This is a genomic window from Pseudomonas sp. 22082 (assembly GCF_052046055.1).
GTDB classification, from domain to species: Bacteria; Pseudomonadota; Gammaproteobacteria; order Pseudomonadales; family Pseudomonadaceae; genus Aquipseudomonas; species Aquipseudomonas pharyngis.
Map to the genome: position 1 here is coordinate 290,163 of NZ_JBQEQB010000002.1, position 13,157 is coordinate 303,319.

Here is a 13,157-nt window from a genome sequence, read left to right on the forward strand (position 1 = left end):
GCACACCGCCTTCGCGAGCAAGCCCGCTCCCACAGGTATCGTGTTTGGCTCGGGGGAAATGGTCTGCCATTTTTTCGTGGAATTGGGGCTGTAACGTTGCCCAACCAGCGCCTACCGTGAAATCACTCTTCTGCTGCCCGAGGCCCGCCCATGTCCCCGCGTCTGGATTACTACAGTGCATCGCCCAAAGCCATGAAAGCGATGATTGGCCTGGAAGCGCTGACCAGCAACCTGAGCATCGAACCGCCGCTGCTGCACCTGATCAAGATCCGCGCCTCGCAACTCAACGGCTGCGCGTTCTGCACCGACATGCATTCGGTTGAGGCGCGACGGGCCGGGGAGACGGATCGACGCTTGTACGCCATCGCGGTCTGGCGCGACAGCGGCTTCTTCAACCTGCGCGAGCGGGCGGCGCTGGCCTGGACCGAGGCGGTGACGCTGCTGGCGGATAGCCGGGTGCCTGACGATGTTTACCAGCAGGCGCGGGAACAGTTCAACGATACGGAACTGGTGGATCTGACCATGGCCGTCAGCACCATCAACAGCTGGAATCGTCTGGCGGTGAGCTTCCGCCAAATCCCCAGCGACTGATCACTTGCCCAGTAGCGGTGAAGCGCCGGTATTCACCGGTGGCCGCTGCGGTTTCACCGACGTGCCAAACGTATTGCCCATCCGCGTACTCGTGGCCGCCGGCGTCGCCAGCCCCACCTGATTCGGCGGGCGCTTGTTGACCGGTACATTCATCGCTTCCTGATTCTTCTGCGCAGCCGCCGCGCCGTCGGGGTTATTACCCATCTGCTGGCTCAGGCAGTCGTAATTCGGCGCCTTGTAGCCACCCACCGTCACCTCGACGCAGCCCAGCGGCTGCTCCGCGTGCGCACCGCCCAACACCGTCAGCAACAACACGCCGAAGACGACTTTCCAGACTGATTTCATGCCTGCCTCCTGGCCGACCCGAAGGGGCCGCTCTGGCTACAGAGTCTAGTGCAACGGCGGCAACGATCCCGTGATGGTTTTTTTGCAGTGGCCGTCACACCAGATTCATAAACAGCCCTCAGGATGACGGTTTTCAGGGGTGCATCAGCCGTGCAGCGAGGCCGTGCCAGGGACGAATTTGCGCGTTCAGCGCTCGTGCGCCAGCTCTGTCTGGGGCTGCTGCTTGGCTTGTTTCTGAGCCGCGTCAGCGCCGACCCGATGCCGGCATCGATGCGCATGACGCTGCACATCCCGGCCCAGGAACTGGCCCGCGCCCTCGAACAGTTCAGCCGCGCCACCGGCATGGCGGTGCTGGTCGACAGCCAGTTGAGTCGCGGTCGCCGCTCGTTGGCAGTGGAAGGCGAATTCACTGCTGCCGAAGCATTGCGCCGGATGCTCGGCGGCAGCGGCTTGATGGCCAAGTACAGCCGCGACGACGCGTTCACCTTGCAGGTTGCGCAAGTCGAGGAGGTGCCAATGCCGGCGGAGAAACCATCCCCCGCCAGCGCAGCCGTCAACCGCAGTTACGCCACAGCGGTGCAGGCCGCTATTGAACGCAACCTGTGCCGCTCGCCGCTGACCCGGCCCGGCAGTTTTCGCGCGGTGTTGCAGCTGTGGATCGGCCGCGACGGCGTGGTGCAGCACAACCGGTTGGTGACCTCGACCGGTGATGTTCGGCGCGATGCCGCGCTGGTAGACAGTTTTCACACGCTCAAAATCGACCGGCCCACACCCGGCGCATTGCGCCAGCCAGTCACGTTGCTGTTGTTACCCGAATCGTCAGGAAAGCGCATGGAATGCACACAATGGGAAGGAGTTTCCGGGGGATGAAAGACGCCGGACAAAGTTCGATGGTCCAGCTGTTCCTGACGTCCTACGAGGACTTTCGGGTGCGCCTGCGACGCCGTCTCGGCTCGGAGGACCTGGCCAACGACGTGCTGCACGAAACCTACCTGCGGGTCGACCGCATGGAAGCGCCGCCGAACCTGCTGCGGCCCAACGCCTACCTCTATCGCATGGCCCTGAACATCGCCGCCGACCGCCGCCAGGCCGATGCGCGGCTGCTCACCGGCAGCGAAGTCGAAGAACTGCTGCAAGTCAGCGACGAAGCGCTGGACCCGATGCGCGTGGTCGGCGGCCAAAAGGAAATCCAGTCCCTGCTCAGCGCCCTCTACGAACTGCCGGCCCGGCGCCGCCGGATCTTCATCGCCGCACGGCTGGAAGAAGCGCCGCACCTGGAAATCTCCCAGCGTTTTGGCATCTCCACGCGCATGGTCGAGAAGGAAATCAAGGCTGCCCTCGGACACTGCGCGGCCAAACTGGAAAGAAAAGTGTTTCAGCGGTTCGGTCGCGGGGCCGGAAAACCGTCTAGTGAATGAAGCTCCCGATCAACCCGTCGAGTACCTGCGCGTTTGAACATCTTCCGTCTGACACCTGCCGAGCCCACGCCTGCCGAGCGTCTGCAAAGCGAAGCCCGCGACTGGCTGATCCTGCTGACCTCCGGCCGCGCCACGGTCGCCGACGCCCGAGCGCTGCGCCAGTGGTGCGCGCAAAGCCCGGAACACGCCCGCGCCTTTGAAGAGTGCAAGGCGTTGTGGCATCTGCTGCTACCGGCGGCGGAAGCGATGCAGGCGCCACGACGGTTTGGTCGCCGGGCCTTTCTTGGCGGCGCGATTGCCGCGTCGGCGGCGTTCCTGCTGGTGCGCGGCACGATCCCGGGCGGCTTCTCCGGGCTCGGCGCGGATTACATCACCGAAGTTGGCCAGCAACGTCGCGTCGAACCGGCGGATGGTTTGAGCCTGGAATTGAACACCCAGACCCGCATCAACCAGCGTTCGGTGGATGAGGGCGTGCAGGGCTTTGAACTGGTCAGCGGCGAAGTCGAAGTGCAGACTGCACGGCTGCCCATGGCGATGCAGGCCGGTGGCGGTTGGCTGCGGGCGAGCAGGGCGCGGTTCAACCTGCGCAACCTTGATCAACAGGTTTGCGTGACGTGCCTCGATGGCGCAGTAGAAGTGGAAGTTGAAGGTCGTAGCCTGCGCCTGGAACCGGGCCAGCAACTGACCTATGACGCGCAACAGGTTGGCACCGTGCAAAGCGTCGATACGGCAGCGGTGATGAACTGGCGTCAGCAGGTGCTGGTGTTCAACGGCGCGACCCTCAGCCAGATGATCGACGAGATCAACCGCTACCGCCCAGGCATGTTGCTGCTGCTCAACCGCGAACTCGGCCAGCGCCGCGTGCAGGCACGTTTCTCCCTCGCTCAACTGGCCGGGGTAGGCGCGTTGATCCGCGACGCCTACGGCGTCAAATGCACCGAGCTACCGGGCGGCGTCGTAGTTCTCAGCTAACCCAACACAACACCCACAAACACCATAGAACCCTGCGGGAGCGGGCTTGCCCGCGAAAGCGGTGGACCAGCTGCGAATGTATCGACTGACACAACGCCTTCGCGAGCAAGTCGAATCGTCGCACCGCCGCTCCCACACAGACCTCAGTGCTTCGGCTTACTGCAACGGCCCCATAACCTGCCGATACTTCTCCACCCCCTGCGCCGTCTCCCGAGTCAACCGCACCTCCAACCCCAACGGATCCTCCCGCCGATTCCCGCTCAACTGCCGCCACCCCTTGTCCGCCTCCCAAACCCGCACCTGCAAATCACTCACCCCGCCCAACACCGCCACCCCAGCCGTCGGCGCTGGCAACGGATACCGACTGCGCGCCGGCGCCACCGCGCGATACAGCGTGTCGCCCTTGAGCCACCACCGAACCCGCTGCAACGCCCCCGGCTGATCCGCCGCGCTACGAATGATGTCCAGCCGAAACCCCTTGCTGTCACTGCTGCGCACCGTAACAGCAGGTGGTGCCGTCGCCGGTTCATCCTCGGTGCCGACCTTCTTCGGCTCCGTCAGCTCAATCCCCGCGCGCATCTCCACGTCCCGCTGCATCTGATTCAACGCCCGCAACAGGCTGTCGTTCTTCTCACCGCTGGCCTGCAAATGGCTGTCGGCGCGGGTGACACTGTCCAGCCCCTTCCAGGCAATCAGACTGACCACCGCCATCAACAGAATCGCGACCATCACCTCGATCAGCGTAAAACCTTGTTGTTTGTTCATTGCACGCTAATCCGGCCCGAAGCATCGCGCAGCACACTCAACCGATTGAGCCCGTCAGACAGCGTCAACTGCAGCGGCGGATTGATCCACTCCGCGTTCAGCACCACTTTCTGCTTCGGCTCCACCCGCACTTCCAGCTTCGGACTCTGCCAGGGACGCGGCCGCAACTGCGGGTCCCGATCGAAATGATCAAAGCCCTTGCCACTGTCACTGCGCCGACTGAACCGAAACCCCTTGCCATCGCTCAACCACGCAATCGGCCGGCCATCGGCGCGAGCCTCAGCCTGAGCAATCTGCAGCAACTGCGCCACGCGCTCGGCGTCCTTGCGCAGCAACTGCAACGGATCGGGCTTGATACTCAGACTGATCGCCGCACTGGCGATGCCGATGATCACCAGCACCACCATCAACTCGATCAGCGTAAAACCCTGCTGCCTGCACCGGTTCATCGAATGCGCACTCCCTTGCGTCCAGCCCCGTCCCCAAAAACCATCCTGCACGGCCAACATGTAAGGCGTGTGAAATAAAACCGTGAGAATTGCCGCGTAGTCTGGTCACCGGGACTAAAAGGAGATTCAGCCCATGAGATTCACCGCACGCTTTTCACCCCCCCAAATCACCCAGGCCGCCGCACTGCTGACCGCCCTGGTCGGCATCGCCACCTGGTCATCCCTGCTCCTGACCACCGCCGAATCCCACACCCCGGCGGCCACCCCGCAACTGCTTGCGGCGCGTAGCGATAATCCGGCGTTGCAGTGGTTTTCCAATCGCACGGCGCCGGTGGAGATCAAGGTGAGTGGCGTGATGGCGGGGAGTCGGGGGGCGGTGGCGATCCTCAGCCTCAACGACGGGCCGCCGAGGAGCTTTTTGCAGGGGGAGCGGGTGAGTCCTGGGGTGAAGTTGGTGGCGGTGGAGGGGGATGGGGTGGTGATTGAGCAGGGTGGGGATAGGTTGCGGTTGGAGGTGGAGAGGTTGGGGGAGGGGGTGGAGATGCCTAGGTTGGTTGGGCCGTGAGTTTTTTTAGCTGCAATTAGCTAATTTGAGGTCTGGTTGCGAGCAGTTTTCAACTGCGATCCAGAAACGGATCGGCGTGAGTGTCTGCTTCGGCAAAAGCTGTTTTTTTTTAGGCTGTCTCCGAAGCCTCGCGCCATTCCAGTGGCTTGTTATCGACAGGTTGCCCCATGTTGAGATATCGTTTTGCTATCATTCAAAAAGGGATGCGGTAGAAATGGCGGATGAGCAGAATGAAGTGAAAAACGGGGCTGGCGGTTTTCTAACCTGGTCGAATATTAGAGATGCCTCGATATTGGCTCTAGTTTTCGTAGTAACTATCAGACTCGCTACGGCGAACATTAATGTTGATTTAAGTGGCTTTAATTTTACAGATCTGTTGAGTATGTTTCTTGCTGTGTCTTCGGTCGCTTTGTCTGCGGCCTTTTATTTTAAGGCGGATGAGTCATCTCGTAGTTTTTACAATAATAGTTATAAGTTTACTAAAGATGTTTCAGAGATACTTGGTCGCATTGAAGCTGGGTTTGGAGAGCGTCTCCGGCATATTGATGAAAGTTATACAGGGTTAAGTAATAAGTTTGACAAAATGCCTTTCGATAGGGGGGCGGAAGGCGGTGAGAAACAGAAGGTTGCTGAAATTCAGGAACAAGAGGCAAAACAGCAAGACATAATTGAAGAGCTGATGGCCAGAGCCCATTTGGCCGACGAGGAAAAAGCTCAGCTTTTGAATCGACTGGCAAAACTTAGTGATGAGGTTATGAAGTCGAAAGAGGAGTTGCTAAGGCATCGTCAGCAAGCCGATAAATTTCAAGAACATCACGGATTCATGACGTATATGGGGCGACGAATTCGTGATTTTTTCGATGAGAGTTTTTTGAAGAGTTCAGATGGGAGAATAAAACAGCAGTGGCATAATATATATGATGAAATGGGTTTGGATGAGCACGATAAATCCTACATGGAGAGTCGCGCACTTACCCGTAATGGCTACCTAACCAGCAGCGGTGTTGATGTAGTTAGAGAAGTTATTCGTAGAGCATACTCATAACTGCTTTGTGTGGCTTGTCACCTAGGCTCTGTACAGGAAATAAATCAGTCCCCTTTAGGTGGTTTGGTGTCTCAGTCGCGTGGTGGGGACTGGATTGCAGGGGATGTACTTGACTGCTTTTTACCAACTGAAGGAAGCGTGTCGTGAATGTCCGCTTTCGGCCAAAAGCGGACGTTTAATTTAATGTGGGTCTGGCGCGCTTTCTGAAAATTGTTAAACCTTAAGGGAGAAAAGGGGGCTGATTTAATTTCTGAGAAATAAATCAGTCCACTTTTTGTTGTTGGGAGTCAGCTCGAGCACTTCAATCCGAATCGATTCATCACAATGTATCTCGTGGATGCTATGGACGGCTTTCAGTTTGAGGCATTTCTGGTCGAGATTTTCCAAACTATCGGGTTTGATGTGAAGGAAACAAAAAAGACTGCCAATCAGGGCGCGGACCTTTTTGTCAGTCGGTTCGGCAAAAACATGGTTATCCAGGCCAAAAATTACACGGGCTCTGTTGGAAATGCCGCAGTGCAGCAAGCAATCTCCGCCAAAGCGTTCTACGCGTGCGACGAGGCGATGGTGGTTACCAATTCATACTACACAAAGTCCGCGAAGGAGTTGGCCGGTACTGCCGGAGTGCGATTAATAGATCAAGAGGGGTTGTAGAATTACCTTGATGATTACAACCAGAAGCTCATTGAGGTTTTTCAAGCAGAGGCTGAGGAAAGTTAGTTGAGGATGGGTCATGGATCCAACCTATTTCACCAAGATGGAAATAGGTGCGTTGAAAATAAATTTGCCCCCATTTTTATCTTTCTTATAAAATCTAAAAATTATATTTTTCCTCGGCAAGATTTGAAAAAAAAAGGCCGTGGATACCTGAGGTCTGAATGTACAGGATAAAAAGTCTAGCTACGCTCGAATGTGAGCTAAAAATAAGCATGCGAAAGCACTTCGTTGATTTTTTTCATCTTACGACTACAAAAAAACTAGCAAATTAGTTGTTTTAAAATCAATAGGTGATTTGCCGGATGCAGAGACTGCGTACTCTGGACGAGGCCTGTACGTAATCATGTCTGACTACCAAATTGAGCAAAACAATTGCACCTTTGTTATCGATGGGCTAAAGGCAATATATCGGGGTCACGGCTACATAGTAAAAAATCGCCTCAAGAGCCACTTATTCAACGATCACTATCGTAAAAACTTACCAGAAAGAGGCGTTCGCTACGACGTCTGTATGAAATTAGACGGTAATAACGGAATTAACATTAATGAAGCGCCATACAGCAATTATCGTTGGAAAATTGTAGTTCATAAGATGCTTGGTAGTTCAAGGATGATGCGGGAGCAAGCAGAACAAGCTTTTGACGAAGTTTTTAATCGCCCCCTAGCCTCTAAAGAACCTAGGTAGTTTTCCTGATTTTTTGTGTATTAATTGGCCGCGAGCCAAGCACAAGGCTCGAAAGAGAGTTTCTATTTGATATGGGATATCTCAGGGACTGATTTATTTTCTAAGAAATAAATCAGTCCCCTTTTTTGCTTTTTTATGCAGGTCTCTTCAATTCCCAACTTCTTGATTTTTTGTAAGAAAAAGCGGGGATTTCCAAGTATCAGTTCCCCGTTTTGCCAGAAAACAAATCCGTCCTTTTTTAGTCTTATAAATTTAAACTTTGATTTTCGTTGTTTCCATTTTCTTTCAAAGCAAAAAAAGCGCTCAGCTCAGCTTGGTCTATGCCAAGCTCTTGAAAGTCATTTCCTTCTATCTTGTTTACTATCTCGTCATTGAAAGTTTGCTTGCACGTGGCGTAAATTCTCAAGCCTAAAATTATAGAGTTTGAAAGCTTGAGTGAATATGTAAATTTATCCTTGAGGCTATCTCGTTTCTGAATGATCTCAAGGATTGAGTTCAAAGCTTTGATGTCCTCCAATATGCGTTGAATTTGAAAGCGTTGTTCGCTACTGAGTTTGTGGGCTACATCGGAAAAATACTCGCTTAAGCAAAGCGAGCTTACATTGGTTGGGAGATTATGGCCAGGGAGTGGCTCTCGCCTAGAAATCAACCCTGCAATTCTAAAAAGCTCTTTCAAAATAATCTGAAGCGAGTCGCGCACGCTATCAACGTCTTCTTTGCAGCATAAAATTTTATTTTTTATGATTTTGTTTTCTTTTGAGTGTGTGGAAGCATAATTAAGAAAAAAACCAATGAGTGCTCCAGATAAGGCTCCGATTATAGGTAAAAATTTTACTACTAGTGATTTTTCTTCCTTGGAGAATTCAATGTATGCCAGGCACTGATTGAAGCTATCAAAATCCATGCTGCCTTTTTCCTTGATTATTTGGGTGATGAAAGTGAATGTATTGCGTGTCTATTAGGTTGTAAAGGTTGACTGTTTTAAGGTTCGATATTTTTGTTGGTGGTGATTTATGTAAGGGTGCGCGTAATCTATCTAGGTTTCTTTGAAAAAAAGGGGGACAGATTTATTTTCCAGAAAATAGATCTGTCCCCTTTGTTCAGATCAGTCCCCTTTGTTCATCTAACGGTGCAACCTCTGACCGGCAGCCGTATCAAGATCAGTCTAGTCGCCCAAATTAACGGCTTTACCGTTAGCCCGGACATAATAATTATCGAATTCACCGCTTTCGACGAACACGAAACCATGGCGAGTGTAAAAACGATTTGAAGCGCTTTCCTTCAGAGCACCCACCTTGATGGGACGCCCGATCTCATCAGCCTCTCTGAAAATCTGAGTAAGCACTTCAGAGCCGATTCCTGCTCTCTGAGCACTGGGAATCACATACAAGTGGTCAAGCAAAAGCTCGCTCAGTTGATCTTTGATTACGACAAAACCGACCAGATCACCTGATACTTCTATGCGGCGTGTGCTGTTAACGTCGAACCCAGCAACAAATCGTTCGCGCGCACGATCTGGGTTAAATCGTCCAAGCCGTTCAAGGCTCTCGCGCATGGCCTCAATCCTGATGGCTACCAGATCTTCCAGGTCGTTATTGGAAGCTGCGCATAAAACGACAGCGGAGTTTTGATCAGCGGAGGCTGGCATGACAAGCACCCTAAACATGGCCGGTCAGTCATTATGCAGAGAACAGATTCCGCATAACCACTACTGCTTCGGTTCAATGGAGGCGATGGCTCCCTATCAGCTTCAGGGGGATGTGTTCGCCGGACGCTTACGTTTGTTGGGGCAAGGGGACGGATCTGTCGTGGGGGGCCGAGACGCAATGAGAATTCCGATAAACACCAACGTTTAAAAAAACATCTTCAGACACTCTCTCAGGCTACATATCCTTGCGCCGTTGCCTACAGCTACGCCAGAATCCGCCGGCTTGTGCGCTTTGGGGACGGGTTCTAATGTGGTGCGGTCGCTGACGAATCAGTGATCGGATTTGACCGTCCGCCCAACATCAAGGCGCACCAGCGTTCTGCACGTGTTCAGGCATTGTCTGAAATCATGTCGCGGTGGCTGTGCGTGGGACACCTTCGGGTGTGCCGGATTCCTTGATGTCCGGTCGGTCAACCCGCGTACAGCTGCCACCCTGTTTGTTTGACCGCGAACGGTGGCAGCTCTAGTCATCAAGGAGCTTCACCATGATCAAACCAACTCCCAACCCGCCCGAAACCGAATCGGTTTCCCCCTACGAATCCATCGATTCCAGAAAACTCCACGAAGCCGCCGACCGCGCGCTCGACCATTACCTCTGTCCGCCCGGCTCCACGCCGCCCCCACGCAGAGCCCGCGGGATGTATGCCGTGACGGCGGACAACAAAAACGAAGAACTGCTGATTGATGCCAGTGAAACACTCGCTTCGGCCCAAACCATTGCCCAAAACATCGCCAGTCTGGTGCCGGCCTCGCAGCGTCGGGCATTGGTGGGTATTGCGCAGTTGATCATGCTCGGGGAGTTGGCGGTGAATCGGGCGTTGGATAATTTGCAATTGCCGGAGTGATGCGGGGCAGGGCTGGCAGCGACGGCACATGCGCTGTTTCTGTTGCCTGATGTTCCGCTATCGCCAGCAGGCTGGCTCCCACAAAGTTATGGGTTGGTCTCGGACATCGTGTTCGGCCAAGGAGGGAGGTGGTAGGCCATCACCCTCACGGGTGATGGTTTGAAGCATGACTGAAAAGGGGGCTGATGGACCTGTCCCCTTTGGTTTCTGGCTTCAATCCTTTTCGGGACATTTGAAGTTCCAGGAATAAATCTTCATTTCTTTGACTTCTTCGCCGACAGTTCCTACATCTAAACAGTCGCCGTTCTTGATGTAGTTGAAGCTGCAGTAACGGACGCCCTCCGTGCAAGACTCGATTTCACTGAAGCCTTTTCTTTGGATGACGCTTTCAACCCCGAACTCACCGGAGTAGGTCGGATTCGGCCTCCAGCCATTTTTGATCAAAGCTTTTCGGGCTTTCGAAAATGGCATTTCTTCTTTGATAGGAAGGTCGGCGGCGTTAGAAAATAAACTGACGCAAAATAAAAGGCTGATGGCTGATATTTTTAGTTTCATTTAACAGTGCCGCAAACCGAAAAAGGGAACTGATTTATTTCATTCGATCCCTTGGTTTCTTAACTTGCGTCGTCTTTATTGGGTTCTAGAGATGCATCCGGACATTCATCAGTCCACCGCGTAACCGTCATGTCTTTAAGCTGCTCACCAATGGTATCGACGCGTAAGCAGGCGCCTTTCTTTGAATAGAACAGGATGCAGCGCGAGCTATCAAACGAGCAGGTGTCGAGCTCCAGGACATTCCGAGCGGCCAGCTCGCGCTCGACACCACTGTATTCATAGCCATCGTTGGTGTGCATCCGGGTTGGCTTCCATCCTTGTTTGATCAACTTGGACCTGGCCGACACCAAGGGCTCATCGACGGCGATGCCGGCTGGCCCATGTTTGTCGTTTGTCGATTGCGGGCCACCGGCAAACGCCAGGCTTGTAGCCGTGCAATACATTGCGAGCAACAGGAGGAGCGGGGTCTTCATTTAGTCGTTCCTCCAGCTGATTTGTAGCTCGCCAAAAACTTTGGATACTCGGCGTACGGTTGAGGCGGGTAGTGGTTTTTCTTGCCTGGCCCTTCCGGGAGTGCCGCCCACCTTGTGGCCGCCTTCGGCATTGCGCCCGGAATGTCTCCGGCCTTGATCTTGTCGATCACTCCGAGCGTGCGAAGAATGTCGACGGTAATAAGGTCTTGGGTATGGGGCGAAAAGTCCGTCAGCCCCTGCTTCTCGCCATACTCGCGCCATGTGGCAACGTTGATTTGATACAAGCCCGATGCCGTAGTTTTTCCGCCGTAGCCGGCGCCCGGGTGGGTGGACTCGTCAGTGAACGTCCATTTTCCGGTTTTAAAACCTTCGGCCCAGCCATGACCGTATTTCGCGTGATAGTCACCGCCTTCGGCTTCGCCAATGGCAAACAAATATGCCTTGACGTTTTTGTCCTTCAAATACTCTTCGTTCTCGGCCCGTCTTTTCTGTTTTTTTGCGTCGAGCTCTACAGTTTTCTGGGTTTCGTCTTTGACGGGTGTCACCGCTCTGGTGGCAACGGGAGACATCTTCCTGCCATTTCTGCTAACGACTTCAGCCATACCTTAGTCCTCCAGAAACAGTTGAATTGTTTCGGGCAGGTGCGAACTCACTACATGCGTGTAGCCCATCTCATCGCTTACACCGTGTTCCAGGCTGCCATCAGCGCGTTGAATGGCATATTCAAGATTGGCCAATGGTTCGCCCGACTCTTGATCAACCAATCTGAACTTGTCGTTGAAGTGCACCGGCATTGGCATCAGGCCGCTGAAGGGTGCTGATACAACGGTGTCACCAATAATGACCGTGCCGGAGCCACCCACAACCACGTTGCCGTGGCCACCGGTACTGTCTTTAGTAGCGGCATTCAGGCCATTGATAAAAACCGTCGAGCTGACCGCGCCGGTGATCGGGCTACCGCACGCGGATTTATCGGTCATCCGAGCGGCAGGAAGGCCGTCGAAATTGACATTGGGAGAGCCGCTGACAATTGGATTTGTGCCGTGCCCCGGGAGCGGGCAACTGGTGGGATCTGTCACTCGGGCTGCAGGTTTGCCACTCACGCGAAGTTCCTTTTCAAAGATTCAGATGTCCTTGGCCTGATTGGATTAGAAATTCTGGCCACTGAGAGAGTGCGAACATCACACGTTTGGCAGAGCAGGAAAGAGTGCTCTGGAGGGGAAGCATCAAACTCCGCCATCCATGTACGTTTGCGTCGCACAGAATGCCTGAGGCAAATGTTGCGCTCAACATTTCTTACAATTCTTCGGTTGACGAGTTGTGAATGATCTTGAAGCAAGTAGCCCGTAATGCCTTTGCGTTCGGATAGGTTGAAGCTTTTGGTACAGAGAGAAACGTATTTGGCCGAGGTCGTCAGTTACACCTGACAACCTCGGCCATTTTCTTTCCGGCTGCTGAGCTACACCGCTTGGCCGATCACGTCTTCACCTCAACATGATCCAACGCCTGATTCACCGCCAACTCACTCAACATCACCAACTGCGCAATCCCGATCGCGGTCTTGCGATGAGCAGGCTCCAGCGTGGCCGCAAAGTTGTTGAGCATTTCGCTGGCCGATCCCAGTGATTCGCTGGCGTTGGCCAGAAGGGATTCGGTGTTGTACGCCGGGTTGGCCATGTACATGGGGTCGTGTTTGTGGTGGCTGCCCATGATGCGTTGTTGTGGGGTGAGGTAGTGGTCGAGGGCGCGTTCGGCGGCTTCGTTCAGGGTTCGGGAGTCGGGGAATTTGTAGGGTGAAACCGGATCGGTTTCGGGGGGATTGGGCGTCGGTTTGAACATAGATGTAACTCCTCATGCTTCAAAAAGGGAGGCCATCCAAATTCGCTACCAAACGAAGGTGGCGGCCATGCTCAGGTTGGTAGACCGGCACATGAGGAACCCGGCGCACCCGAAGGTGCCCTGTGCATGACCACCATAAAGCCGAGACGAAACGACGCCACGAATGGTGATGCTGTGCAGAACTC

General features: G+C 54.2%; 18 protein-coding genes and 1 pseudogene. 9 read left to right on the top strand and 10 right to left on the bottom strand.

The window, feature by feature from the left end; translation table 11 throughout:
• Positions 1–150: 150 nt before the first annotated feature.
• A complete protein-coding gene (locus tag ACTJK9_RS03845) occupies positions 151–591 on the top strand; it encodes a carboxymuconolactone decarboxylase family protein (protein ID WP_440812242.1) in 441 nt (146 codons plus the stop codon).
• Here ACTJK9_RS03845 and ACTJK9_RS03850 read toward each other — a convergent pair whose 3' ends face one another.
• On the bottom strand, positions 592–936 hold the full coding sequence (locus ACTJK9_RS03850; protein ID WP_440812244.1) for a hypothetical protein: 345 nt from the start codon (positions 934–936) through the stop codon (positions 592–594).
• A gap of 150 nt (positions 937–1,086) precedes the next feature.
• Between ACTJK9_RS03850 and ACTJK9_RS03855 the strand changes: the two genes are divergently transcribed.
• Genes ACTJK9_RS03855 through ACTJK9_RS03865 form a run of 3 tightly spaced genes read left to right on the top strand, consistent with a single transcriptional unit; the run spans position 1,087 to position 3,326 of the window.
• Positions 1,087–1,806 (top strand): STN domain-containing protein, encoded by a 720-nt coding sequence (locus ACTJK9_RS03855; protein ID WP_440812246.1) that lies wholly within the window; start codon positions 1,087–1,089, stop codon positions 1,804–1,806.
• Positions 1,803–2,354, top strand: coding sequence for an RNA polymerase sigma factor (locus tag ACTJK9_RS03860; protein ID WP_011334580.1), 552 nt, complete (start codon positions 1,803–1,805; stop codon positions 2,352–2,354). The genes ACTJK9_RS03855 and ACTJK9_RS03860 overlap by 4 nt, the downstream gene beginning before the upstream one ends.
• A 33-nt stretch (positions 2,355–2,387) precedes the next feature.
• The gene (locus tag ACTJK9_RS03865) at positions 2,388–3,326 is read left to right on the top strand and encodes a FecR family protein (RefSeq protein WP_440812248.1); all 939 of its coding nucleotides are present in this window, start codon (positions 2,388–2,390) and stop codon (positions 3,324–3,326) included.
• A 156-nt stretch (positions 3,327–3,482) separates the two neighbouring features.
• Here the strand turns inward: ACTJK9_RS03865 and ACTJK9_RS03870 are convergent, their stop codons facing one another.
• Together ACTJK9_RS03870 and gspH are read right to left on the bottom strand one after the other, a co-directional pair.
• A complete protein-coding gene (locus tag ACTJK9_RS03870) occupies positions 3,483–4,091 on the bottom strand; it encodes a prepilin-type N-terminal cleavage/methylation domain-containing protein (protein WP_440812251.1) in 609 nt (202 codons plus the stop codon).
• Complete coding sequence (gspH, locus tag ACTJK9_RS03875; protein ID WP_011334577.1) at positions 4,088–4,540, bottom strand: type II secretion system minor pseudopilin GspH; 453 nt, start codon at positions 4,538–4,540, stop codon at positions 4,088–4,090. Before gspH ends, ACTJK9_RS03870 begins: the two co-directional genes overlap by 4 nt.
• Before the next feature lie 133 nt (positions 4,541–4,673).
• On the opposite strand from gspH, the gene ACTJK9_RS03880 reads away from it, so the two are divergent.
• The 4 genes and pseudogenes from ACTJK9_RS03880 to ACTJK9_RS03895 all read left to right on the top strand — a co-directional run bounded on the left by ACTJK9_RS03880 (position 4,674) and on the right by ACTJK9_RS03895 (position 7,552).
• Positions 4,674–5,105: a type II secretion system protein N gene (locus ACTJK9_RS03880; RefSeq protein WP_440812253.1), complete on the top strand. Its 432-nt coding sequence runs from the start codon at positions 4,674–4,676 to the stop codon at positions 5,103–5,105.
• A 214-nt stretch (positions 5,106–5,319) separates the two neighbouring features.
• The gene (locus tag ACTJK9_RS03885; protein WP_440812255.1) at positions 5,320–6,150 is read left to right on the top strand and encodes a hypothetical protein; all 831 of its coding nucleotides are present in this window, start codon (positions 5,320–5,322) and stop codon (positions 6,148–6,150) included.
• A gap of 279 nt (positions 6,151–6,429) precedes the next feature.
• Positions 6,430–6,870: pseudogene (locus ACTJK9_RS03890) on the top strand (restriction endonuclease); the annotation flags it as partial.
• Between the two features lie 340 nt (positions 6,871–7,210).
• The gene (locus tag ACTJK9_RS03895; protein ID WP_440812258.1) at positions 7,211–7,552 is read left to right on the top strand and encodes a hypothetical protein; all 342 of its coding nucleotides are present in this window, start codon (positions 7,211–7,213) and stop codon (positions 7,550–7,552) included.
• A 244-nt stretch (positions 7,553–7,796) separates the two neighbouring features.
• On the opposite strand, the gene ACTJK9_RS03900 is transcribed toward ACTJK9_RS03895, so the two are convergent.
• Complete coding sequence (locus tag ACTJK9_RS03900; RefSeq protein WP_440812260.1) at positions 7,797–8,456, bottom strand: hypothetical protein; 660 nt, start codon at positions 8,454–8,456, stop codon at positions 7,797–7,799.
• A gap of 261 nt (positions 8,457–8,717) precedes the next feature.
• The gene (locus tag ACTJK9_RS03905; RefSeq protein WP_440812262.1) at positions 8,718–9,200 is read right to left on the bottom strand and encodes a GNAT family N-acetyltransferase; all 483 of its coding nucleotides are present in this window, start codon (positions 9,198–9,200) and stop codon (positions 8,718–8,720) included.
• Positions 9,201–9,745: 545 nt separating this feature from the next.
• Between ACTJK9_RS03905 and ACTJK9_RS03910 the strand changes: the two genes are divergently transcribed.
• Positions 9,746–10,105: a DUF6124 family protein gene (locus ACTJK9_RS03910; protein ID WP_085610513.1), complete on the top strand. Its 360-nt coding sequence runs from the start codon at positions 9,746–9,748 to the stop codon at positions 10,103–10,105.
• Between the two features lie 213 nt (positions 10,106–10,318).
• Here ACTJK9_RS03910 and ACTJK9_RS03915 read toward each other — a convergent pair whose 3' ends face one another.
• The 5 genes from ACTJK9_RS03915 to ACTJK9_RS03935 all read right to left on the bottom strand — a co-directional run bounded on the left by ACTJK9_RS03915 (position 10,319) and on the right by ACTJK9_RS03935 (position 12,972).
• Positions 10,319–10,660, bottom strand: coding sequence for a hypothetical protein (locus tag ACTJK9_RS03915; RefSeq protein WP_256575327.1), 342 nt, complete (start codon positions 10,658–10,660; stop codon positions 10,319–10,321).
• A 59-nt stretch (positions 10,661–10,719) separates the two neighbouring features.
• The gene (locus tag ACTJK9_RS03920) at positions 10,720–11,133 is read right to left on the bottom strand and encodes a hypothetical protein (RefSeq protein WP_440812265.1); all 414 of its coding nucleotides are present in this window, start codon (positions 11,131–11,133) and stop codon (positions 10,720–10,722) included.
• The gene (locus ACTJK9_RS03925) at positions 11,130–11,735 is read right to left on the bottom strand and encodes a hypothetical protein (protein ID WP_440812268.1); all 606 of its coding nucleotides are present in this window, start codon (positions 11,733–11,735) and stop codon (positions 11,130–11,132) included. The genes ACTJK9_RS03920 and ACTJK9_RS03925 overlap by 4 nt, the downstream gene beginning before the upstream one ends.
• A gap of 3 nt (positions 11,736–11,738) precedes the next feature.
• Positions 11,739–12,236: a PAAR domain-containing protein gene (locus ACTJK9_RS03930; protein ID WP_440812270.1), complete on the bottom strand. Its 498-nt coding sequence runs from the start codon at positions 12,234–12,236 to the stop codon at positions 11,739–11,741.
• Positions 12,237–12,609: 373 nt separating this feature from the next.
• Positions 12,610–12,972, bottom strand: a complete 363-nt coding sequence (locus ACTJK9_RS03935; protein ID WP_007958158.1) for a DUF6124 family protein — start codon at positions 12,970–12,972, stop codon at positions 12,610–12,612.
• Positions 12,973–13,157: the final 185 nt, after the last annotated feature.